This window comes from Winogradskyella psychrotolerans, assembly GCF_018860565.1.
GTDB lineage: Bacteria > Bacteroidota > Bacteroidia > Flavobacteriales > Flavobacteriaceae > Winogradskyella > Winogradskyella damuponensis.
In genome coordinates this window covers 1-24,590 of sequence record NZ_JAHKPS010000013.1, presented here as the reverse complement: position 1 = coordinate 24,590, position 24,590 = coordinate 1, and the positions used below count along the sequence as shown (strand labels likewise).

23 protein-coding genes are annotated in these 24,590 nt (G+C 33.2%); 12 read left to right on the top strand and 11 right to left on the bottom strand.

The genetic code is table 11. The annotated features are described in order from the left end of the window. Positions 1-43 precede the first annotated feature (43 nt). Both KO504_RS04620 and KO504_RS04615 read right to left on the bottom strand, forming a co-directional pair. Positions 44-628, bottom strand: a complete 585-nt coding sequence (locus tag KO504_RS04620) for a methyltransferase domain-containing protein (protein WP_215925164.1) — start codon at positions 626-628, stop codon at positions 44-46. Between the two features lie 19 nt (positions 629-647). Then, a complete protein-coding gene (locus KO504_RS04615; RefSeq protein ID WP_215925163.1) occupies positions 648-1,022 on the bottom strand; it encodes an RNA-binding S4 domain-containing protein in 375 nt (124 codons plus the stop codon). A gap of 137 nt (positions 1,023-1,159) precedes the next feature. Between KO504_RS04615 and KO504_RS04610 the strand changes: the two genes are divergently transcribed. Next, positions 1,160-2,221, top strand: coding sequence for an FKBP-type peptidyl-prolyl cis-trans isomerase (locus KO504_RS04610; RefSeq protein WP_215925162.1), 1,062 nt, complete (start codon positions 1,160-1,162; stop codon positions 2,219-2,221). 77 nt (positions 2,222-2,298) lie between these two features. Here the strand turns inward: KO504_RS04610 and KO504_RS04605 are convergent, their stop codons facing one another. Genes KO504_RS04605 through KO504_RS04595 form a run of 3 tightly spaced genes read right to left on the bottom strand, consistent with a single transcriptional unit; the run spans position 2,299 to position 4,796 of the window. After that, entirely contained in the window at positions 2,299-2,898 is a 600-nt protein-coding gene (locus KO504_RS04605) for an outer membrane beta-barrel protein (RefSeq protein ID WP_215925161.1), read from the bottom strand. 55 nt (positions 2,899-2,953) lie between these two features. Continuing rightward, entirely contained in the window at positions 2,954-3,907 is a 954-nt protein-coding gene (locus KO504_RS04600) for a transketolase family protein (protein WP_215925160.1), read from the bottom strand. Positions 3,908-3,950: 43 nt separating this feature from the next. Further along, positions 3,951-4,796, bottom strand: a complete 846-nt coding sequence (locus KO504_RS04595) for a transketolase (protein WP_215925159.1) — start codon at positions 4,794-4,796, stop codon at positions 3,951-3,953. Between the two features lie 268 nt (positions 4,797-5,064). Here KO504_RS04595 and tgt point away from each other — a divergent pair, with 268 nt between their 5' ends. The 11 genes from tgt (at position 5,065) to KO504_RS04540 (ending at position 16,523) form a co-directional block, all read left to right on the top strand. Then, entirely contained in the window at positions 5,065-6,195 is a 1,131-nt protein-coding gene (gene tgt / locus KO504_RS04590) for a tRNA guanosine(34) transglycosylase Tgt (protein ID WP_215925158.1), read from the top strand. A gap of 110 nt (positions 6,196-6,305) precedes the next feature. Beyond that, positions 6,306-7,328 carry an LptF/LptG family permease gene (locus KO504_RS04585; RefSeq protein ID WP_252723629.1) on the top strand — a complete coding sequence of 341 codons (1,023 nt, stop codon included), beginning with the start codon at positions 6,306-6,308 and terminating at the stop codon, positions 7,326-7,328. Continuing rightward, positions 7,315-8,223, top strand: coding sequence for a DMT family transporter (locus KO504_RS04580; RefSeq protein WP_215925156.1), 909 nt, complete (start codon positions 7,315-7,317; stop codon positions 8,221-8,223). Before KO504_RS04585 ends, KO504_RS04580 begins: the two co-directional genes overlap by 14 nt. Positions 8,224-8,480: 257 nt before the next feature. After that, a complete protein-coding gene (locus tag KO504_RS04575) occupies positions 8,481-8,792 on the top strand; it encodes a hypothetical protein (RefSeq protein WP_215925155.1) in 312 nt (103 codons plus the stop codon). A 416-nt stretch (positions 8,793-9,208) separates the two neighbouring features. After that, the gene (locus tag KO504_RS04570; RefSeq protein WP_215925154.1) at positions 9,209-10,261 is read left to right on the top strand and encodes a T9SS type A sorting domain-containing protein; all 1,053 of its coding nucleotides are present in this window, start codon (positions 9,209-9,211) and stop codon (positions 10,259-10,261) included. A 232-nt stretch (positions 10,262-10,493) separates the two neighbouring features. Continuing rightward, positions 10,494-11,447, top strand: coding sequence for an acetyl-CoA carboxylase carboxyltransferase subunit alpha (locus tag KO504_RS04565; RefSeq protein WP_215925153.1), 954 nt, complete (start codon positions 10,494-10,496; stop codon positions 11,445-11,447). Positions 11,448-11,615: 168 nt separating this feature from the next. Continuing rightward, positions 11,616-13,148: a replicative DNA helicase gene (gene dnaB, locus KO504_RS04560; protein WP_215925152.1), complete on the top strand. Its 1,533-nt coding sequence runs from the start codon at positions 11,616-11,618 to the stop codon at positions 13,146-13,148. Between the two features lie 71 nt (positions 13,149-13,219). Continuing rightward, positions 13,220-14,254, top strand: coding sequence for an AI-2E family transporter (locus tag KO504_RS04555; RefSeq protein ID WP_215925151.1), 1,035 nt, complete (start codon positions 13,220-13,222; stop codon positions 14,252-14,254). A 203-nt stretch (positions 14,255-14,457) separates the two neighbouring features. Further along, entirely contained in the window at positions 14,458-15,642 is a 1,185-nt protein-coding gene (locus KO504_RS04550) for an asparagine synthetase B (protein ID WP_252723628.1), read from the top strand. Positions 15,643-15,804: 162 nt separating this feature from the next. Continuing rightward, positions 15,805-16,083 carry an EF-hand domain-containing protein gene (locus tag KO504_RS04545; protein WP_115818022.1) on the top strand — a complete coding sequence of 93 codons (279 nt, stop codon included), beginning with the start codon at positions 15,805-15,807 and terminating at the stop codon, positions 16,081-16,083. Between the two features lie 17 nt (positions 16,084-16,100). Continuing rightward, a complete protein-coding gene (locus KO504_RS04540) occupies positions 16,101-16,523 on the top strand; it encodes a secondary thiamine-phosphate synthase enzyme YjbQ (protein WP_215925149.1) in 423 nt (140 codons plus the stop codon). Here the strand turns inward: KO504_RS04540 and KO504_RS04535 are convergent. The 6 genes from KO504_RS04535 to thrS all read right to left on the bottom strand — a co-directional run bounded on the left by KO504_RS04535 (position 16,497) and on the right by thrS (position 24,048). Next, the gene (locus KO504_RS04535) at positions 16,497-17,300 is read right to left on the bottom strand and encodes an HAD family hydrolase (RefSeq protein ID WP_215925148.1); all 804 of its coding nucleotides are present in this window, start codon (positions 17,298-17,300) and stop codon (positions 16,497-16,499) included. The genes KO504_RS04540 and KO504_RS04535 overlap by 27 nt on opposite strands. A gap of 73 nt (positions 17,301-17,373) precedes the next feature. Next, positions 17,374-20,637, bottom strand: coding sequence for an amidohydrolase family protein (locus tag KO504_RS17450; RefSeq protein ID WP_215925147.1), 3,264 nt, complete (start codon positions 20,635-20,637; stop codon positions 17,374-17,376). A gap of 167 nt (positions 20,638-20,804) precedes the next feature. Further along, on the bottom strand, positions 20,805-21,149 hold the full coding sequence (gene rplT, locus KO504_RS04525) for a 50S ribosomal protein L20 (RefSeq protein WP_215925146.1): 345 nt from the start codon (positions 21,147-21,149) through the stop codon (positions 20,805-20,807). Between the two features lie 101 nt (positions 21,150-21,250). After that, entirely contained in the window at positions 21,251-21,448 is a 198-nt protein-coding gene (gene rpmI / locus KO504_RS04520) for a 50S ribosomal protein L35 (RefSeq protein ID WP_215925145.1), read from the bottom strand. 75 nt (positions 21,449-21,523) lie between these two features. After that, positions 21,524-22,072, bottom strand: coding sequence for a translation initiation factor IF-3 (gene infC / locus KO504_RS04515; RefSeq protein ID WP_215925523.1), 549 nt, complete (start codon positions 22,070-22,072; stop codon positions 21,524-21,526). Between the two features lie 35 nt (positions 22,073-22,107). Further along, positions 22,108-24,048: a threonine--tRNA ligase gene (thrS, locus tag KO504_RS04510; protein ID WP_215925144.1), complete on the bottom strand. Its 1,941-nt coding sequence runs from the start codon at positions 24,046-24,048 to the stop codon at positions 22,108-22,110. Positions 24,049-24,590 lie beyond the last annotated feature (542 nt).

Below are 24,590 nucleotides of genomic sequence, written 5' to 3'. Positions count from 1 at the left end.
TAACAATTTAAGTTGACTGTAATTAAGGTAAGTCAAATGCCTCTTAAAGGCTTTCAAAGATAAAAAACAGTTCTTTACCTTGTCTTTCTTTTATAGAATTAATTGATGGTTCTAGAATTTTTATTTTAAACTTATTCTTAAAAAGTGATTTATATTCAGTTTCATTTCCGCCAAAAGGAGGTCCTTCCTCCGTTAATTCAAAATTAAATAATAAGCCAACAAGTTTTCCCTTAGGTTTTAATAAGTGATGCATCTGTTCAACATACTGTTGTCTCAAGATTGGGTTTAGTGCACAAAAAAAGGTTTGTTCAATAATAAGATCAAAGTTGTTACTTAATGCAAAAAAGTCAGCATTTAAAAGTTGGTCTTGAGGAAATTTAGGAACGCGATTTTTTAAATTAACTAAAGGCTGTTGAGCAAAATCCAAAACATAAACATTTTTAAAGCCCTTATTCCATAAATATTCGGCTTCATAACTATTACCAGCACCAGGAATTAGAATTTTTAATGATTTATCCTTTAATTGATTAATGTAAGTTTTAAGCGGAGTAGAGATGGCGCCAATATTCCAACCAATTTGGTTGTTGGTATATCTATTTTCCCAGTAATTTTTGTTTAAGTTATTCATGTTAAAAAAGAGGAAGTTATTATTCTTCCTCATCGTTATAAAAATCATCTATATCGCGTCTGTCTTTTTTAGTAGGACGCCCTACACCTTTCTTTCTGTAGTAGTCTTTACTATATTTTAAAAGCTCTTTAGCTTCAAAAGCAGACTTTGGTGTTGTATCTGTTCTGTATAGGTCAACTAATTTAGCTCCTACACGATTGGGAGGTAAATCATTAACGGTAAGCTGATATATAATTTGATCCTTTCTAAGTTCTATTTTATCTGTTGGAAAAACTTCTCTAGATGGTTTTATTGCTACGCCATTAACTTTTACTTGTCCTTTTTTACAAGCTTTTGTCGCAATACTTCGTGTTTTGTAATACCTCACGCACCATAAATATTTGTCTATTCGCATATCTTAATTTACTAAAAACTACGTTAATGTTGTAGTACAAAAATATTATATTATTGTATCTTGCGCCTTAAAAATATGCAATAATGAATTTTGTGTGTTAACTTACTGATGGTTAAACATGAACAATATATATTTCTATGAAAATTAAAACTTTAAAAATTACCCTTTTTTTATTAACTCTAATAACAGTCTTTATCTCTTGTAGTAGTGATGATGATACAGGAACATCTATAGTCATTGCAGATAGAACAGAACAACAAGTTATAGATGATGCTGCCATTGTAAATTATCTTGAAACACATTATTACAATTCTAGCTTTTTTGAGACTGGTTCAAATCATAAATATTCGGACATCATAATTTCGGAATTACCTTTAGATGTTAATGGAAATCATGTAAATCCAGACAACGAAACCGTTCTTATGGATGTTGTAGAAACACGTACAGTAACTTATTTTGAAACAGAGTACAAGTATTATGTTTTAAGTTTAAATCAAGGAAGTGGTGGTACACCTAAATTTACAGATGCTTTGCGTGTAAGATATGAAGGAAGTTCTGTAAATGAAGTAGCAGGAGGAGAGGAAGCGGTTTTTGAATCTTCAGCTACACCAATAGATTTAAACTTACAGTCGGATGGTTATACAATTGCTGGAGCTATAAAGGCATGGCAGCTTGTTTTACCTACATTTAAAGCAGGTTACGTAGATGGTGTAGTAGATGGTGTTGTTAACTATACAGATTTTGGATTAGGTGTAATGTTTGTACCTTCTGGTTTAGCTTATTTTTCTGCTATTACTACTGGTTCTTCTTATGATAATCTTATTTTTAAGTTTGAATTACTTCAATATGAAGTTGTTGATCATGATAATGATGGAATTCCATCTTATATAGAAGACTTAGATGGAGATTTGGACGTAGATGATGATAATACGGACGAAGACTCGCTTCCTAATTTTATTGATAATAATGATGACGGTGATGGTGTTTTAACAATAGATGAATTGATTCCAACAACATATACTGTAGATACAAATATGGGAGAAGTTGAGCCCGTTTTAGCGGCAAATGAGTTTGAACGTAGTCGATCTGTTAATGATGGTGTAATTACAATTAACACAGTAACTATTGCAGATTCTAATAATGATGGTATTCCAGATTATTTAGACGCAACAATTGAAATTAATTATAACGAACAATGATTTTTAAAGAAATTTAGTTCAGTAAAAAGTAAAAAAAAGCCGCTCATTTATTGAGCGGCTTTTTTATTTCATTAAGTTTATAATCCTATAGATAAACTTAGTATTAATTGATCTGGTCTTGTATCAATTCTACTTACTGCACCAGCTCCAATATTGTTGTTTATAAAAGTTGCTTCGTTAGTATTAAATCCTCTTTCGTATCTAAGATCTATACCTATTTTATTGAAGTTAACTCCAATTCCAAAATTTAATCCTACAGAAAAATCATCATTAACGTTGTCAATAGAAATACCTTCAAATTCGGTGTCTAATATGTATTGAAACGAAGGTCCTGCAAATACACTCAATGGGCCTAGCACTTTAATACCAACTAATACCGGAGCATCAATTTTTTTAACCGAAAACACATTGCTATTATAATCACTTTTTGTTGCTGTATAAACCAACTCAGGTCTTAAATAAAGCTTGTTTCCTATTTTTCCAAAAACACCAATATGATAGCCTACGTTGCGATCAGGGTTTTTGGCATTATCACCAATAGATTCAAAATAATCTCCGTTAGCACTGTAATTTAAACCTCCTTTAAAACCAAATAAACTTTCGTTTTGTGCATTAATGCTAAATCCAATAAAAGCTAAAATTACAGTTAGGGTAACCGATTTTTTCAAATGTTTCATAATGTTCGTTTTTAAGATTAACATGTGTAATATCAAAAACGTTGCCAAAATGAAGTTATTTTCTTTTCAATACTTTTTTAACAGCATTTTGAATGGCATCACTATTCAATCCATATTTTTCCATGAGTTGCGCTGGAGTACCCGATTCACCAAAAGTATCGTTTGTAGCTACAAATTCTTGAGGTGTTGGATGATGTTGTGCTAAAACTCTAGCAACACTTTCTCCTAAACCACCAAGATAATTGTGCTCTTCGGCAGTAACAATACAACCTGTTTTAGCCACAGAGTCTAAAATAGCTTTATCATCTAAAGGTTTTATTGTGTGAATGTTTATCACTTCGGCAGAAATACCAGCTTCATGTAATGCTTTTGATGCTTCTAGAGCTTCCCAAACCAAATGCCCAGTTGCAACTATAGTTACATCTGTACCTTCAGTAAATTTAATAGCTTTACCAATCTCAAATTTCTGATCTGCAGGAGTAAAAATTGGAACAGACGGACGACCAAATCTTAAATATACAGGGCCATCATAGTCTGCAATAGCTATAGTTGCTGCTTTGGTTTGATTGTAATCACATGGATTAATAACCACCATTCCAGGTAACATTTTCATTAATCCAATATCTTCTAAAATTTGATGTGTCGCTCCATCTTCACCTAGAGTTAAACCAGCGTGCGATGCACAAATTTTTACATTTTTACCTGAGTAAGCAATAGATTGACGAATTTGATCATAAACGCGGCCTGTAGAGAAATTAGCAAACGTTCCTGTAAAAGGGATTTTTCCACCAATGGTTAAACCAGCAGCAATTCCCATCATGTTAGCTTCTGCAATTCCAATTTGGAAAAAACGTTCTGGATTTTCTTTAATGAATTCGTCCATTTTTAAAGATCCAATTAAATCAGCACAAAGTGCTACAACATTAGGATTGGTTCTTCCAAGTTCTGCTAAACCAGCACCAAAACCACTTCTTGTATCTTTTTTTTCTGTGTATGTATATGTTTTCATAATAATGCCCATAAAAATGGGTATCTGTTTAATTAGACTTTTTTTAGTAATCTCCTAAAGTTTCAGGGTTTTGAGCTAAGCCATTAGCTAGTTGCTCATCGTTTGGTGCTTTACCATGCCAAGCGTGTGTATGCATCATAAAATCAACGCCATTACCCATAACTGTGTGTAATAAAACACAAACAGGTTTCCCTTTTCCTGTTAAGGATTTAGCCTCTTTCATACCTTTTATAACAGCTTCAATATCATTACCTTTTTCAATATCTAAAACGGTCCAACCAAAAGCTTCAAATTTAGCCCTTAGACTGCCCATTGGTAAAACGTCATCTGTAGAACCATCAATTTGTTGTTGGTTTAAATCTATTGTAGAAATTAGATTATCCACTTTTTTAGCCGAAGCATACATTATGGCTTCCCAGTTTTGACCCTCTTGAAGTTCACCATCACCATGAAGACTATATATTAAGTGATTATCATTGTTCAGTTTCTTTGCTTGTGCTGCACCAAGTGCTACAGACATGCCTTGTCCTAAAGAACCAGATGCAATTCTGATGCCTGGTAGCCCTTCATGTGTAGTTGGATGACCTTGTAAACGCGAATCTATAAGTCTAAACGTATTTAATTCTTCAACAGGAAAATAGCCAGACCTTGCCAATACACTATAGTATACAGGTGAAATATGTCCGTTGGAAAGAAAAAATAAATCTTCTCCAATTCCGTCCATGTTAAAACCATCTTTAGTTTCCATGAGCTCTTGGTATAGAGAAACAAAAAATTCGGCACAACCTAATGATCCTCCTGGATGGCCAGAGTTTACTTTGTGTACCATTCGTAAAATATCTCTACGAACTTGAGTAGTTAAATCAGTTAATTCTTTAATGTTTGGCATGTTATATTGCTTAAGTTTTATGCTACAAAAGTAACTTTTTACTAAGGGTTTTCAAAAGTTGAAAAGGTGCACTTATTAACGAATTGTATGATTTGCTAACAATTTTAATTGATTATTTGGATTTTATTAAGAAGTAATGTTTTTGAGTTATTTATATTTGCCATCTGACTTACAATTCGGGAAACAAGCATGCTAAAATTATTATTGGTTAAACAAATGATTAATAGTAAACAACATGTGTCCACTGAAAAATAATAAGTACATACACATGAAATTTACAAGAGTAGCAAACGATAAAGAAACTAAAGCAAGAGCAGGATCTATTACAACAGATCACGGTACTATAGAAACTCCTATCTTTATGCCCGTAGGCACAGTGGCTTCGGTTAAGGGAGTGCATCAAAGAGAATTGAAAAATGATATTAACCCAGATATTATTCTAGGAAATACCTATCACCTTTATTTAAGACCTCAAACTCCAATTTTAGAACAAGCTGGAGGTTTGCATAAATTTATGAATTGGGATCGTAATATTTTAACAGATTCTGGAGGTTACCAAGTATATTCCATGTCTTCTAATAGAAAGATTAAAGAAGAAGGTGTAAAGTTTAAATCTCATATTGATGGTAGCTACCATGTGTTTACGCCAGAAAATGTGATGGAAGTACAGCGTAGTATTGGAGCCGATATTATTATGGCTTTTGATGAGTGTACACCTTATCCATGTGATTATAACTATGCTAAACGTTCTATGCATATGACGCATCGTTGGTTAGAGCGTTGTTTAACACATTTAAAAAAGACCCCTTTTAAATATGATTATGAACAAACATTTTTTCCGATTGTTCAGGGAAGTACTTATAAAGATTTAAGACAACAATCGGCAGAATATATTGCGAATGCTGGTGCAGAAGGGAATGCTATTGGTGGACTTTCTGTGGGAGAGCCAGCAGAAGAAATGTATGCCATGACAGATGTGGTATGTAGTATTTTACCTGAAGATAAACCACGCTATTTAATGGGAGTTGGAACGCCAATCAATATATTAGAAAATATAGCGTTAGGTGTAGATATGTTTGATTGTGTAATGCCAACACGAAATGCTAGAAATGGCATGTTGTTTACGGCTCATGGTTCTATTAATATTAAGAATCTAAAATGGGCTGATGATTTTTCGCCAATAGATGAAATGGGAATTACATTTGTAGATACAGAGTATAGTAAAGCGTATTTAAGACACTTATTTTCTGTTAATGAATTATTAGGGAAACAAATTGCAACCATTCATAATCTTGGATTTTACCTTTGGTTAACGAGAGAAGCCAGAAAACATATTATTGCAGGAGATTTTAGAACATGGAAAGATAAAATGGTAAAACAAATGGATAACCGTTTGTAACATTTGAAACTAAAAAGAATAAATTAAACGAAACAATTAAAGACGAAATAACAAAATTGAAAATTCTAGACTGGTACATATTAAAACGCTATTTGCTTACATTCCTCATGATGTTATTGCTGTTTGTTCCTATTGGAATTACAGTAGATCTGGCCGAAAAAGTAGGTAAAATGTTAGAAAATGATGTACCTTTTGGAGAAGTTGCATATTATTATTTAGATTTTACGGTTTATTTTGCAAACCTTCTATTTCCTTTATTTTTATTTTTATCTGTTATTTGGTTTACATCCAAACTAGCTAATAATACAGAAATCGTTGCTTTTTTAAGTTCTGGAGTTTCATTTTCACGCTTTTTAAGACCTTATATAATTGGAGCTACAATTGTTGCTAGCTTCGCTCTGTTTTTAGGGATGTATTTAGCTCCAATAGCTAGCCAAGGGTTTAATGAATTTAAATTTAAATATTTAAGAAAGAATCGGAAAGTACAGCAAACAAGAGATGTCTATCAACAAATTAATGACAATGATTATATCTATGTGAGTAACTTTATACCAAGAAATAAATCGGGTCAGAATTTTACCTACGAACATTTTGAAGGCAACGAAATGAAGTATAAAATTTTCGCAAGTAATATTCGCTACACAGAAGAAGATAGTACATATCAGCTTACCAACTATATGAAACGTTCTTTTAACAATGGAATAGAAACAGTAGAAAGAGAAAATAGAAAACAACTGGATTTACCATTTGAACTCGAAGATTTGACTCCTGTTCAGTATGCCGCAGAAACAAAATCGTATGGGGATTTACTTAAGTTTATTGCTGCAGAAAAAAGACGAGGCTCTCCTAATATTGGCCGTTATGAAGTAGTGAAATTAAGAAAATGGAGTATTCCTGTTTCTATATTTATTCTTACAATTATTGCTGTTGCCGTATCTTCTGTAAAACGACGCGGAGGTATGGGAGTTAATCTTGCTGTTGGTATTGCTATTGCTATGATTTATGTCTTTTTTGATAAGGTTTTTGGCGTTATGGCAGAGCAGTCTAATTTTTCGGCTTTAGTAGCAGTATGGTTTCCTAATGTTATATTTGGTATTTTAGCTATATATCTGCTGCAAAATGCCAAACGCTAAACTTAAGCATTATTTACATTTACATTTTCTAGTCATAATTGCTGGATTTACCGCTATATTAGGTGAGTTAATTACTATTGGAGCGCTAGAACTCGTATGGTACAGAATGGCTATCGCTGGAATTTTAATGTTTATCTACATCAAAATCATTCGATTAAATATTAAGATTTCTAGCAAAACATTTTGGCAATTTTCTGCGGCTGGAGTTATTATCGCATTACATTGGATTACTTTTTTTGAAGCCATTAACCAAGCTAACATATCCATTGCTTTGGCCATGTTTTCTTCAGGTGCCTTTTTTGCTTCGTTCATTGAGCCTTTATTTTTTAAACGACGTATTTTGGGCTATGAAATTATCTTTGGTATTATAGTAGTATTGGGAGTGGTTTTAATCACCAGTAGCGAGATGGGTTATGTTAACGGCATTATTTTGGGGCTGTTTTCAGCTTTATTTTCTACTTTATTTGCCGTTATAAATGGTCGTTTTATTGAGAAACATAATGCCACAGTTATTTCGTTTTACGAGTTTATAAGTGGCGTACTTTTTTTAACAGTTTTCATTTTATTGTCAGGTAAAACATTCAATGCTGAGTTCTTTACATTATCAAATTCAGATTGGATGTATTTATTCATTTTAGCATCTATCTGTACAGCATATGCATTTATTGGTTCTGTAGATGTAATGCGTTATATAAGTCCATTTACGGTTATTTTAAGTTATAATCTAGAACCACTTTATGGTATTGCAATCGCTTTAATGCTTTTTCCAGAAACCGAAAAGATGTCTCCTCCATTTTATATAGGGGCAAGTCTTGTATTAGTAACCGTTTTATTTGATGCGATTTTTAAAAATTATAAAAGACGAAAAAGTAAAACAAGCCAAATTACCGATTAGCTCTTTTCTTATGTATATATTTAAAATGAAATCATAATGTATTAAGATCCTTTATAATTGAATTTTTACCATTAAGAAATTTTAACTGAAGGTTCTGATGGTCATATTATAATATACGATTTAACAACTCTGAATATAAAAAATAAGAATAGTACTTCATAATTTAACACTTAAATTTTTCTATTTGTTTGATAATTGGTATATTTAAAAAGGAATATTAGCTTTTAAGTAATGCTATTTCTAAAGCTTTAAGTATTTTGAATAAAATAGTATTGTTGACTCTAATTATTTTAATAGGAAATGTATGTGCCATAGCACAGACAATTCCTTATGAATTAGATTGGGGAACTTATTATGGTAATAGATTTAATGAACAGCAAGATGCTGTGGTTGATGCTTTTGGTAATATTTATATTTTATCAAATATAGGCAATAGTGCTATAAATGATGTAACTAATTACGCTACACCTAACGCACATCAAAGTGATTATGGTGGTGGTACGCGCGATGTATTAATTACAAAATTGTCTCCCCAAGGAAACTTAATTTGGGCAACTTATTATGGTTGAGAAGGTTACGATTCCGCAAATCAAATAGTTATTGATGATCAAGATAATATTTATATCGTTGGTCAAACTTCAAGCTCAATAAATATTGCCACACAAGATGGTTATCAGACCACAATGGTTTCTGGATCTGGCGAAGAACCTAAAAATGATGCTGGCTTTTTGGTTAAATTTTCAAGTAGCGGAGAGTTACTTTATGGAAGCTATTATGACGGTGAAAAAGAGGATCAGATTGTGTCGATTGAGGTAAGCGCAACTAGTGTTTATGTTTGTGGTAGGACAAAATCAAGTAATTACATGGCAACTCCTAATAGTTTCCAATCAACTATATTAGGAACTTCCGAAAATCGACAGGCTTTTTTTTAGTCAAATTTACCCATACAGGTGAGCGAATTTGGGCTACTTATTATGGATCGGAAATGAACGACGTTAATCCCATACTTTTAGAAATTGGTGGGATTGGTTTAGATGAAAATGAAAATATTTATATTTCTGGTGTTACATCCGATAATTCTGGTTACTTCGGATCTTCAGATGCTGTATATCAATCACAAAATCCAGGAGAATTGAGTAATTTTATTTCCAAATTTGATACTGTTGGGAATCGAATTTGGTCAACATATTTTGGAGGTACGAGTACAGATATAGGTATAAATTTACGATTGTATAATGGTTTTCTTTATATGGCAGGTTATACTTATAATCAAGGTTTGTCCATTGGTAGTACTGTGTATCAAACACAAAGGTTGGGTATTAGTGACGATTTTTTACTTAAAATGGATCTGGATGGGCAGCCAGTATGGACAACATATTTTGGCGGTTCAGGAATTTCTGGAATAAGAAGCTATGTTAGTTTTGGAGATGATGATAGTATTTGGCTCACTGGACTTACTGATGAAACAGAAGGCATTGCTTCATCAAATGCATACCAAACAGAATTAAACCTAGGTAATAACACAACAAACAGCGATGTTTATTTTGCAAAATTCAATGATTTAGGTCAATTAGATTTTGTAAGTTATTATGGTGGCGAAGGCGAAGAGGTTAATCGTGCTAAAACGGTTTTATCCACAAATAATGAGTTTTATATTGTTGGTACTACACAAAGCGAACAGGGCATAGCAACGATAGATGCGTTACAAGAGTCCGTTATTACGGAGAATCCAGAGGATAATTATTCAACTATGTTTGTGGCTAAATTTTATCCTAGGGCATTAGGAAATGAGGATTTAAATAACAATCATTATAATATTTGGCCAAACCTTTCAACTGGTAGTGTAACCCTTTCAAGTGCTAACGATGAATTCTTCAACTTACGCTGTTTTGATCTCCAAGGACGTCTGGTAAAACGCATGGATCACATTCTAACCAATAAGGTTATTGACCTAAACAACATATCTGCAGGTGTTTATTTTTTGGAAGTGACATCTCCTTCTAGAAACAAACATGTGTTTAAGGTTATTTTTGAATAGCTTTTCAGTTTTGAGTTAATTTTATAGTCATTTCTAATAGTTTAGCACTATACCATGTGTAAATAAATTAAGCATGAAAAGTTTCCGATTACACTTTAAGTTTTTAAATAAATTCTATTTTTGTAAATTGGATACATGAAGCTACTTTTCTATTTATTTTTTATAAAAGTGAATTAGAATACGTAGGTTTGTATCCTAACTATACTAACTAAAATAAATAACTTCAAATTGTATGGAATACTTAGAGTTTGAATTACCCATAAAAGAACTAGAAGAACAGCTAGATAAATGCGAAATTATAGGAAAAGAAAGTGATGTAGATGTAACCGAAACCTGTAAGCAGATAGAAAAAAAATTAGCTGAAACAAAGAAAGATATCTATAAAAACCTTTCGGCATGGCAACGTGTTCAATTATCCCGTCATCCTAACAGGCCTTATACTTTAGATCATATAAAAGCACTTTGCGGCGAGACGTTTTTAGAACTACATGGAGACCGTAATGTAAAGGACGACAAAGCCATGATCGGTGGTTTAGGTAAAATTGGAGACCAAACCTATATGTTTATTGGCCAACAAAAAGGATTTAATACTAAAACCAGACAATACCGAAATTTTGGTATGTCTAATCCAGAAGGGTATCGCAAAGCATTACGACTTATGAAATCTGCCGAGAAATTCGGAATTCCAGTGGTTACTTTAATTGATACTCCTGGAGCGTATCCAGGTTTAGAAGCCGAAGAACGAGGTCAAGGAGAAGCCATTGCTAGAAATATTTTAGAGATGGCTCGATTAACCGTACCAATTATTACAATTATTATAGGAGAAGGAGCATCAGGAGGGGCCTTGGGTATTGGAGTAGGTGACCGCGTGATGATGTTAGAAAACACGTGGTATTCTGTAATTTCACCAGAATCTTGCTCTTCTATTTTGTGGCGAAGTTGGGAATATAAAGAACAAGCTGCTGAAGCTTTAAAACTAACAGCAAAAGACATGAAACGCATGAAGCTTGTGGATCAAATTATTAAAGAACCACTAGGTGGTGCTCATACAGATAGACCTAAGACATTTTTAGCAGTGAAAAACGCTATAGAGAAGTCTTATAGTGAATTAAAAAACTTATCACCAAAAGATTTAGTGAATCAACGTATGGAAAAATACGATGCTATGGGAGTCTATAAAGACTGATTCCATTAAACATAGGAAACTAAAAAAAACTGAAGTTTAAGCTTCGGTTTTTTTTGGCGCCATTAACAATAAAATAGAGTTATTAACAGTTAGATTGTTAACTAACTGTTAAGATTGAAAACCACTTATAATCAGATCGTCAATACTATTTGACTACTTTTGTTACTTATGAAACAACCCAATCCAGTACAAGGCTATAAAGTTGAGAAAAGCACAATTATTAACTTAGAAAAAGGAAAGATACCACCTCAAGCACCTGATTTAGAAGAGGTTGTGCTTGGTGCAATGATGATTGATAAAAAAGGTGTAGATGAAGTAATTGACATCTTAAGCCCAGACGCTTTTTATAAAGAGGCGCACAAGCATATTTTTGAGGCTATTTTTAAATTATTTGAGAATAGTGAGCCGGTCGACTTATTAACCGTTTCTAGTCAATTAAAGAAGGACCAAAAATTAGATTTGATTGGTGGTGATTTTTATCTCATTTCATTAACACAACGCGTAGCTTCTTCTGCCCACATTGAGTTTCATGCACGTATTATTCTTCAAAAATACATTCAACGAAGTCTAATCAAAATTTCAAATGAAATTATAGAAGAAGCTTACGACGAAACCAGAGACGTTTTCGATCTTTTAGATACCGCTGAAGCCAAATTATATGAGGTGACTCAAGGTAACGTTAAAAAATCTACAGAATCTGCTCAGAGTTTAGTTATTCAAGCCAAAAAGAAAATTGAAGAGATCTCAAATAAAGAAGGGATGAGTGGAATTCCTTCTGGTTTTGATAAATTAGATAAGCTAACGTCTGGTTGGCAACCTAGTGATTTAGTAATTGTAGCTGCACGTCCTGGTATGGGTAAAACAGCGTTTACACTAACCATGGCTCGTAATGTGGCTGTAAATAGTAATACTCCTGTGGCTTTCTTTTCTTTAGAGATGTCTTCAGTACAGCTAATTACACGTTTAATTTCGAGTGAAACAGGTTTGTCTTCAGAAAAATTAAGAACAGGTAAGTTAGAAAAACACGAATGGGAGCAACTTAACGTTAAAGTTAAGACCTTAGAACAAGCCCCTTTATTTATAGATGATACTCCTTCACTTTCAATTTTCGATTTAAGAGCAAAAGCACGTCGTTTGGCATCTCAATACGGTATTAAGATGATTATGATTGACTATTTGCAATTAATGACAGCAGGAGGAAGCCAAAAAGGAGGTAATCGTGAACAAGAAATTTCGATGATTTCCCGTAACTTAAAAGCTTTAGCAAAAGAATTAAGTGTTCCTGTTATTGCCTTATCTCAGTTATCACGTGCTGTAGAAACACGTGGCGGAAGTAAAAGACCTTTATTATCCGATTTACGTGAATCTGGTGCGATTGAGCAAGATGCAGATATTGTATCGTTTATATACAGACCAGAATATTATAAGATTGATGAATGGGATGATGAAGAGCGCTCTCCAACCGAAGGACAAGGTGAATTTATTGTTGCTAAACACAGAAACGGTGGTTTAGAAAACATCAGATTGAAATTTATTGGTCACTTAGGTAAGTTCGATAATTTAGATGATTTTGATACACCATTTGGTGAATTTCATTCTAAAATGAATGAAGCTGCTAATGATAATACATTTACTCCTGATAATTTCCCTTCTCCTTCAGATGCTTTTGGAGGACCAGAAGATGATGGAGTACCTTTTTAACAGCTTTTTATGTATTTGAGCACTATTTTTTATCCTATCTTTGTATGCTTTAGATAAAATCAAATTGCCTCATGTTAGACCAAAGACGTACAACAAACATTTTGTTGTTAATTATTGTAATTCCTTTAGTGTTTTACTTACTAAAGATTCTGTCTTTTATTTTTATTCCATTGATTTTTTCAATGTTTATAGCTTTGCTATTTCTACCATTAATGCGATGGTTAGGACGTAGAAAAGTACCAAAAATTGTTAGTATCATTATCGTTTTATTACTCGTTTCTATTGGTCTTAAAATAGGTATAGAACTGGTGCAATTATCTAGTAAACAAATATTAGCTAACAATACCGAATTTTTATCAAAAGCCGAATTAAAAATTGCAGATCTCAAAGTCTATCTATTTGATAACTTCGGAATAGAAATTGAACAAGAACACGGACTTATTGGTCAATTATTTGAAAAAGAAAATCTAGGGTCTACGCTCGGATTTGTAAATTCGTTTCTAACAGCCTTATTAATGACAGTATTCTTTGTGGTATTGTGGTTGGCAGAATCAATAAACGTTCATAAATTGCTTAATAATACACTATTAAAACAAAAGCATACTTCTATTAAAACGTTTATGAAAATAGAAAAAGACCTTATTAAATTTATTAAGGTAAAAGTTTTAGTCAGTGCTTTAACCGGTCTATTTACAGGATTAATGTGTGTGTTTTTTGATGTGAGTTTTCCTATTTTCTGGGGATTATTTGCTTTTGCTATTAATTTTGTTCAGATGGTAGGCTCTTTTATTTCTGTAATTCTATTATCTATTTTTGCGTTTGTAGAATTGGATCCCACGAGTACTCTGTTCTTTTTTATCTTCGCTATTTCTATGGTTCAAGTGACTTTTGGTGCCATTTTGGAGCCCATTTTTATGGGAAAATCCTTCTCTATAAATGTCATTGCAGTATTGGTAATGCTGATGTTTTGGGGATTTCTTTGGGGTATTCCAGGCTTAATTATGGCTATTCCTATTACTGTTTTTATTAAAATTATCTTAGAGCAGTTTGAAGGGACTAAGGTCATTGCTAGTTTACTTTCTGGTAATGAGACTCAGCTAGATTAAATTCAAATGTGTTTTCTTTAAAGAAATTCATTGTTCAGATTTTATTCAACTCAATAGGTCTTAAAAGATTATTAAATAAGACTTAAACAGACTAAAATTTGGTTATATTTCGTTCTAAATTTATGAACTTGAAAAATCTATTTCTTATCATCTTTACTTTATTTTTAAGTATAAATGCTTACGCATCCTATATCCTTATTCCTATGGATGCCGAAACACAAAATAATCATCTTAAAGCTTATGGTGTTACTTATTGGACACTAGAACGAGAGCTTAAGGTAAAATGGTTACTTAATTATAGAGGAGGTTCGTTTTTATTACCTGATGCCGAAATTATTCAACGAGAATGCCAAATTAGAGGCGTATCTTTTGAAGTAATTTCAGACGCAAAAGCAGCTCAAATATTAGAAGATATTGCAAGTCCTGCAGTAAATCAAGAAGCTATTGTGTTAGAAAAAGCACCTAAAATAGCAGTTTATACACCAAAAGGTTTAAAACCTTGGGATGATGCGGTGACTATGGTGTTAACCTATGCTGAAATTCCTTACGAAACCATTTACGATGAAGAAGTTTTAAATGATGAATTATTACTTTACGATTGGTTGCATTTACATCATGAAGATTTTACAGGGCAATATGGGAAATTTTATAGAGCTTACCGCTCAGCAGCATGGTACATTGAAGATAAAAAAGAAGCCGAAGAATTAGCCGCAAAGTTAGGCTACGATAAAGTATCTGAGGCTAAATTGGCTGTAGCACTTAAAATTAGAGATTATGTTGTTGGAGGTGGATTCATGTTTGCCATGTGTTCTGCAACAGATAGTTTTGATATTGCGCTTTCTGCAGAAGGAGTAGATATTTGTGAACCGATGTTTGATGGCGATGGCAGTGATCCTGGCTATCAAAATAAAATTGACTTTAGTAAGACTTTTGCTTTTAAAGATTATATTTTAGAACGTAGTCCTAATGTGTATGAGTTTTCGTCAATAGATATGACTCAAAAACGTCAAATACCTAAGATGACAGATTATTTTTCTTTAATGGAGTATTCTGCAAAATGGGACCCAATCCCTACAATGTTAACTCAAAATCATACTGCTTTGGTCAAAGGGTTTATGGGACAAACTACATCGTTTACTAGAGACCAAATTAAATCTAATGTTTTGGTAATGGGAGAAAACAGAACCAACGGTGAGGCTAAATATATACATGGTATTAAAGGAAAAGGTTTCTTCACTTTTTACGGTGGTCACGATCCCGAAGATTATACACATCGTGTAGGTGACCCAAAAACAGAATTAGATTTACATCCTACATCTCCAGGATACCGTTTGATATTGAATAATGTATTGTTTCCTGCAGCTAAAAAGAAAAAGCAGAAAACATAATATAAAATTTATTTAGTGAATCAATATTAAATACTTTTAATTTTAATAAGGATAATCAAAACGTTAGAACTATAATCATTAACGATAAGGTCGCTTTAAAGCGACCTTTTTTTATTAACTTAAACGTGTAGTATTACTTATTTAATAAAACTCTCAAAACAAATGTTATCAAAAGAAACCATACTCCACAAAATTCAAATCTTAATTACTAATCACTTTGAAACCCCTGAAGATGCTTTTGCTTTTTTTGATAAGGATGGTGATGGAAAACTCAATAAAGCTGAAATCGTAAAACTATTAAAGGATGCTGAAATTACCGGATTTATTCGTGGTATGGTCTCTTCAAAATTAATCGAAGGCTACGATAAAGATGGTGATGACCTTATCAGTTGGAAAGAATTTAAATCTGCTATTGATGAAATTACAGAGGAATCTAAATAAAAAAATGTTATAGCCATATGATTTTTTTTCAAAAAGAAATAAAACTTCAAGCGTTTTCACGAGGTTTCCATCTGATTACATCAGATATTTTACGAGCAATTCCAGAACTAAAACAAATTAGTATAGGGCAATTACAAGTGTTTATTAAGCATACATCAGCGAGTTTAACGATAAATGAAAACGCAGATCCAACAGTACGATTAGATTTTGAAAGCTATATCAATAAAATGGTTCCAGAAAATCAGGCTTATTACCAACATACTTACGAAGGTTCTGATGATATGCCTGCCCATATAAAAGCATCATTAATGGGAACCTCTGTTCAAATTCCTATCACAAATGGTCAATTAAATCTCGGGATTTGGCAAGGTATTTATCTCTGTGAGCATAGAAATAGAGCAGGCGGTAGGCAATTAGTGCTTACGGCTTTCGGTAATTAGTTGTTCTAAAACCAATTCTACACCATTATTATCATTAGATTCTGTTTCAAAATTAGCCACATTTTTAACATTAGGATGTGCATTTGCCATTGCGTAACTATATTTGGCGCATGTCAACATTTCTAAATCATTATTATAATCTCCAAAGACCATAGTTTCAGAAGGACTAATGTTGAGTTGTTTTTGTAGAAAGCTTAGCGCATTTCCTTTATTAGTAATAGCTTCAGAAATATCGACCCAATGATTTCCTGAAACCACAACATTGAGTTCTGGTTTTAGATGTTTTACAAAGGGAAATATATGTTTTTCAGAATTTGAGGTGTGATACAATGCTATTTTAATGATATCATCTGTGATGTCTTCAAAGGAATCAATAATGGTATAGTCTGAGTAATATTCAGAAAAAGTCTTTACCAAATCATCTGAAGCTCTAAGAATGAAAGCTTGATGTTGCGTACAGAAAATAGGGTAGGTGTCTGCAATAGTTGAAATCAAGGTATAAAGTTCTAATACTCTATTTGGATTTAGCTGATTAGAAAGCAGTACGTTTTGATTTTGAATAACTAAACCACCATTTTCTGCTACGATTATAATATCATTTTTTATAGGTTGAAGTTTTTTTACAATGCTATAATAAGGCCGTCCACTTGCCGCAACAAATTGGATATTTTGTTGTTTTAAGTCTTTAAATAGCTCAAAGAATTTGGAACTCACATCGTGATTAGAGTTTAGTAAAGTACCATCCATATCTGTAACTACCATTTTAACGTCCTTCATATTGTATTCTTAAAAATTGTATTCAAATAAAATAAAATAAAAAACCGATTCCATTATGAATCGGTTTTTGTTTTTAGTGAGCGCCTACATGACAACCGCAGGTTTCTCGTGTAAAACTTTGCGATTCCTCATGCCACGGAAACGCTTGGTTATATTTATTATTTTCCCAGTAGAATTTGGTACGTTCCTTTGCGTGATTTCCAATTTCATTCATGGTTTCAGTGTCGTATAATCGACCATTAATCATGGTGTAAATAATACTTTCAGAATTTCTAATGTCTTCTAAAGGGTTTTTATCCATCACAATTAAATCGGCTAATTTTCCTTTTTTCAGCGAACCAATATCATTACCTGCACCTATATAATTAGCTCCATTTATAGTCGCAGCTTTTAAGACGTCATGATTGGCCATGCCTCCTTGTTGAAGTGACCATAATTCCCAGTGCGCTCCAAGGCCTTGTAACTGACCATGGGCACCAAGGTTAACTTTTACTCCAGCATCACTAAGTGCTTTGGTGGTTTTAGAAACCAATATATGGCCATTTTCATATTCTTCATCCGGAACCATAACACGATGCCTAGAACGTGAATCGATAATGCCTCTTGGAGTATACTTTAAAAGCTTTTCATTTTCCCAAACATTGGTTTTTTGGTACCAATAGACTTCACTATTCATACCGCCATAATTTACAATAAGTGTTGGTGTATAACCCACATTACTATTTCCCCAAAGTTCTAAAACATCTTTATAAACAGGTGCTACTGGGATGTTGTGTTCTACACCAGTATGCCCATCCATAACCATGGTGATATTGTGGTAAAATGTTGAGCCTCCTTCTGGAACAACAAATATACCTTCCTCTCTAGCGGCTTGTAATACTTGTTGTCGTTGCTCACGTCTTGGTTGGTTATAACTCTTAACCGATAAGGCACCGAAAGCTTTGGTTCTTCTAATAGATGAACGCGCATCTTCAAGATTATTGATGACCGCTTTAAAATCGCCATCAGCTCCATAAAGAATAAATCCTGTAGAGTAGAGACGTGGTCCAACAAGTTTTCCGGTTTTTTGTAATTCTGAAAGCGCAAAAATAGTTTCAGAATGCGCAGATGGATCATGAGACGTCGTCACTCCATAAGCTAAATTCGCGTAAAATTGCCAGTGTTTTTGTGTGGTTAATCCATATCTAAAACCACCAATATGTGCATGCGCATCCACCATGCCTGGCATTATTGTTTTTCCTGAAACATCATAGACTTTAGCATCGGAAGGAATTGTGATGTCTGAAGTATTTCCAATAGATTCAATTATATTCTCATTAATAACAATGGTGCCATTTTCTATGATTTCATCACCTTCCATAGTAATCAGTCGCGCTCCTTTTAAAGCAATTCTTCCTGAAGGTTTATCTGTTTTAGCTTCTAAATTTATTTTTATACCTTTTTCAACAAGTTTAGCATCTTCAGAAGCTTTAACTGAAAAATATTGGTTGCCTAAGGTCCAATGCAATGTTTTGCTGTCTTTAGACCAATGAAGATTAATCCCTGCATCTTTAGAAAGCTGTGTAATTGGAACATATTTACTTTTATCAGTTAAGTCTAAAGTATGTCCAGATTGAGGCATTGGCGCCAAATATACTTTATGTAAATGAACAAAAGCAATCCAGTTGCTATCAGGACTTGGTACCAAAATATTACCATGTTTTGATTTTACGAGTGTGCGTTCATCAAAACCATTAAGATCAACACTTTTTAATTCTTTAGTTAAAGCCCCAAAAAATTGTCCGCCATTTTGGTAAATAATTCGTGTATTATCAGCATTAAACATTGGGAAATCTCCTTCTTTGGTTACAAATTTGGTGTTTGTCCCATCACTATTCATCAAATACAAACCTGGTTTTTTTGAAAATGTTCGACCTTGTTCGTTGTTTCCTCCTTCTTTTCTATAGACAATATGTTTACCGTTATGTGAATACGACGGGTTTCTATAAATGCCTTTTTCTGAAGTCAGTTTTGTAGCAGTACCACCAGTTGAAGGAATGGAGTAAATAGCACCTAGGTTTTGATCATTCCAAGTTACATAAGTAATGGTATTTCCATCAGGTGAAAAGGATGGTTCAAATTCAAAATCGGTGCCTTTAGTTAATCGTTTAGCTTTTCCATTTGGTAATTTTTGTGTGTACAAATAACCAAGGGCATTAAAAACAATTGATTTTCCATCAGGAGACGTGGTCGCATGACGAATCACTTTAGCGTCAAAAGTATCAGGTGCTACAGGAGTATCAAATTCAACAGCTTTAGCAATCTTAATAGTTGCATTAGCTTCAAACGGAATGTCGGATACGTTAAGCGAATTGATATTGATCTTATTAATTTTTCCGCCAGACCAAATTATGATGTCTTTATTATTAGGCATCCAATTAAAGTTGGTGTACACTCCAAAAATAGCCCAAGCTTCTTGTTGGTCTTTATTTAGTTGATCATAAACAGGCCATTCTTCTCCTGTTTCTAAATCGTGTATATATAAAACAGATTTAGTGCGAATACGTTTTACAAAAGCTAGTTTTTTTCCATCTCTGGAAATTTGAGGACGTGCAGCACCACCTGGACCTCCGGTGATTCTTGTCGTTTTACCAGTTTTCATGTCGTAGCGATTGATCACATAGATTTGACTGTTTGGGTCTTTGTTGTATTGAAAAACACCTCCAGGATAAACATCTTCACTGTAGTATAAATACTTCCCATCTGGAGAGATAGTTGGTTCGTTAACATCTTGTTGGTCATTCTTCTTTTTAGTAAGCTGTAAACCGCTACCGCCAGTTTTATGATATAGCCATAGTTCGCCAGCTCCTAAAGAACGCCCAGAAGTAAAATGCTTTCGGGCAATAAGATAATCGCCATCCGGTGTCCAAATAGCATTGTTTAATAATCTGAAATTTTCTTTTGTGATTTGCTTAGCATCAGAACCGTCAGTATTCATGACCCATATATTATCGCCACCACCAGCATCACTGGTAAATGAAATCTGTTTGCCATCAGGGCTAAATCGTGGTTGAATTTCAAAGGGCAAACCTTCTCTTAGTATTTTTGCTTTACCACCATTGCTGTCCATGATGTAGATATCGCCTAATAAATCAAAGACAATAGATTTCCCATCAGGACTTATATCCAAATTCATCCAAGTCCCTTCATTGGTTGAAAGTTTTAGGTCTTTAAATTTCCAGTTACCTTCGGGGTTAGATACATCCCAAGGTTTGGGTTTTTCTTTATCTTGACTATGACTATACGTATTAAAAGTAACGAGTAGAATAAGGGTTGCGATAAACTGAATACGTTTCATGGAATTGATTTTAATTAAAGCGTAAGTTAAAAATAAAAAAGGAATTTTGTATGCATATGCGCTTATGTAAACAGTTTAGTTTTTAATAATTAGACATAAAAAAATCCGATTCAAATAAATGAATCGGATTTTATAAGCGAAATGTTGTTATTAATTTGGCTAAAAGCCTACTTTACTTTGTTTACTATAGCTTCAAAAGCTTCTGGGTGATTCATTGCTAAATCGGCAAGTACCTTACGGTTCAATTCGATATTATTAGATTTTAATCCTCCCATAAATTTTGAATAGCTCATTCCATGCTGTCTTGCACCTGCGTTAATACGCATAATCCATAACGAACGGAATGTTCTCTTTTTTACTCTACGGTCTCTGTACGAATATTGCATCGCTTTGTCAACCGCATTTTTTGCTACTGTCCAAACGTTTTTACGTCTTCCGAAGTAACCTTTTGCTTGCTTAAGAACCTTTTTTCTTCGGGCTCTTTTTGCTACTGAATTTACTGATCTTGGCATTTCTTTAATTGTTTTTGTAGTAGGCGGTCTAAATCGACACTTGCTAAATAATTTTGCCTAACTCCAGGGTTTATAATTTGTTTTAACCGATTAAAACCGTATTACTTTAAACGTAACATTGTTTTAATATTGTCCTCATCTGCTTTATGTACTAAACCATCATGAGTCAATTTTAGCTTACGTTTTTTAGATTTTTTTGTCAATATGTGACTCTTAAACGCATGCTTTCTTTTAATCTTACCAGTGCCAGTTAGTTTGAAACGTTTCTTAGCACTCGATTTTGTTTTCATTTTAGGCATTTTCTCCTCTTTTTAATTTACGTTTCGCTTATTATCTTAAATACACTTATAGCTTTAGCTATAGTGATTTTTTATTTAATTCTTTTTAGGTGCGATGAACATAATCATTCGCTTTCCTTCAAGTTTAGGCATTTGTTCTACCTTCCCATATTCCTCAAGATCTTGTGCCAACTTTAATAATAAAATTTGACCTTGCTCTTTAAAGACAATAGATCGTCCTTTAAAGAATACGAACGCTTTTAACTTCGCTCCATCTTTTAAGAACTTTTCAGCATGTTTCTTTTTGAATTCATAATCATGGTCATCTGTTTGAGGACCAAAACGAATTTCTTTAACAACGACTTTAGTCGCTTTAGACTTTAATGCTTTTTCTCTTTTCTTCTGTTCGTAAAGGAATTTTTTATAATCCATAACTTTACAAACAGGAGGTTTCGCATTTGGCGATATCTCTACAAGATCTAAACCTTGTTCGTCGGCTATGGATAAAGCCTGTTTAATAGGATAAACACCTATTTCGACATTATCTCCGACTAATCTTACTTCTTCAGATCTGATTTTAGAATTTATACGGTGTTTATCTTCTTGAGATACACGTCTTGTAAAATTCTTTCTGTTTCTACGTATTGCTATGGCTTCTGTATTTTAAATTAAACTTAATATTATTTAAAAGTTTTTAAACTTTTACTAATTCTATCTTTTACTATTTCTTTAAAGTCTTCTACACTAATTGTGCCAAGGTCTTCACCTCCATGTTGGCGCACAGTTATTGTATTATCCTTTTCTTCTTGCTCACCGACGATAATCATATAAGGAAACTTTTGCATTTCAGCTTCGCGAATTTTCTTACCTACAGTTTCATTTCTGTTGTCTGTGAGGGCGCGAATTTCGTCATTTTCTAGCGAAATTAAAACTTTTTCGGCGTATTTTTCATATTTCTCGCTTATTGAGAGTATAATTACCTGCTCTGGCATTAACCAAAGTGGGAAGTTTCCGCCCGTATGTTCTAGTAATATAGCTATAAAACGCTCCATACTTCCAAAAGGCGCACGATGAATCATAACTGGTCTGTGCATCTCATTATCACTACCTTTATAAGATAAATCGAAACGCTCAGGTAGGTTATAATCTACTTGTATTGTTCCTAATTGCCATTGTCTTCCTAAAGCATCTTTGACCATAAAGTCTAACTTTGGACCATAAAAGGCAGCTTCACCTGTTTCAACAACATAATTTAAACCTTTGTCTTTTGCAGCGTTTAAAATTGCTTCTTCCGCTTTTTGCCAGTTTTCATCACTTCCAATATATTTTTCAGGATTTTCTGGATCTCTTAATGAAACTTGAGCAGTAAAGTTTTCAAAACCTAAAGACCCAAAAACATATAATACTAAGTCTATAACGTCCTTAAACTCTTTGTCCAATTGATCAGGAGTACAGAAAATATGAGCATCATCTTGAGTAAACCCTCTAACTCTTGTTAAACCGTGTAACTCGCCACTTTGTTCATATCTGTATACAGTTCCAAATTCGGCATAGCGTTTTGGAAGTTCTTTATATGAAAATGGTTTAGCGTTATAAATTTCACAATGATGAGGACAATTCATTGGTTTTAATAGAAACTCTTCACCTTCAGAAGGAGTTGTAATAGGTTGGAAACTGTCTTCTCCATATTTTGCATAATGACCAGAAGTGACATAAAGCTCCTTTTGTCCAATATGTGGTGTAACTACCATTTCATAACCCGCTTTCTTTTGAGCTGCTTTTAAGAAATTCTCTAAACGTTCTCTAAGAGCAGCACCTTTTGGTAACCAAAGAGGTAAACCTTGACCGACCTTTTGAGAAAAAGTAAATAACTCTAATTCTTTACCTAATTTCCTATGGTCTCTTTTTTTAGCTTCCTCTAAAAGATGTAGGTATTCTGTTAATTCTTTTTGCTTTGGAAAAGAAATACCATAAACTCTTGTTAATTGCTTATTCTTTTCGTCACCTTTATAATAGGCTCCAGCAACACTTAAAATTTTGACAGCTTTAATAATTCCTGTATTAGGAATATGGCCACCACGACAAAGATCAGTGAAACTAGAATGATCACAAAAACTAATAGTGCCGTCTTCAAGGTTTTCAATTAAGTCAACTTTGTAATCGTTTTTACCTTTATAATAGGAGAGAGCTTCTGCTTTAGAAACATCACGCATTTTAAAGTCGTGCTTGCCTCTAGCAATTTCAATCATTTTGTTTTCAATTGTTTTAAAATCTTTCTCAGAAATAGAACCTTCCCCTAAGTCAACATCATAATAAAACCCATTCTCAACAGCAGGACCAACCCAAAGCTTTACATTAGGATATAATTCTTCTAGAGCTTGCGCTAAAACATGGGCAGAAGAATGCCAGAATGCTTTTTTACCATCATCATCTCTAAACGTATATAAAGTAAGATTACCATCGGTGGTCAATGGAGTGGTAGTTTCAACAGTTGTGTCATTGAATTTTGCAGAGATAACGTTGCGAGCAAATCCCTCGCTAATATCTACAGCCACTTCATAAGGTGTTACATCTTTTTCAAAAGATCTAACAGAACCATCTGGTAAAGTAATTTGTATCATTATATATAGTATAAATTTTAGTCTACAAAGATATATCTATATAAGGAATAGACAAAGTGAAGTTTCTATAAATATTGCATTGTTTTTTTAGGGTATTTCACTTTTGCTTTTTAGTAGCAAAAGTGTCGCGTCATCCGCTATATCTTTTTTACTAAGTTTACTTTAGAGTAGAATATACTAATCTCATAGACTATGTTCTTATCTTGTCATTATATATAGAAGTAAAAAAAGGATGCCGCTTCTACCGCTAATACAGTTGTAATTTAAAAAGACCCTGTGCTATTAAAAGCTGTTTTTTGGCACTAAAGACTAGTGTTTGCTATCAGCTAGAACAAAACAGTAACTTTTTATGATTGTTAAATTGCACAGAATTAAGGTTTTAAAATAAAAGTGAAAATAAAAAGGAAAAAGGAGTTGTGGGAATGAAAAAGGGTTTTATATTTGCACCCCGAAACAAAGACAACAAGTCAAGTTTCAGCCGTTCATTTCCAGACAGATTTAGCTTTGAAAAAATAAATAATATTTTTTTAAAATTAAGTTTG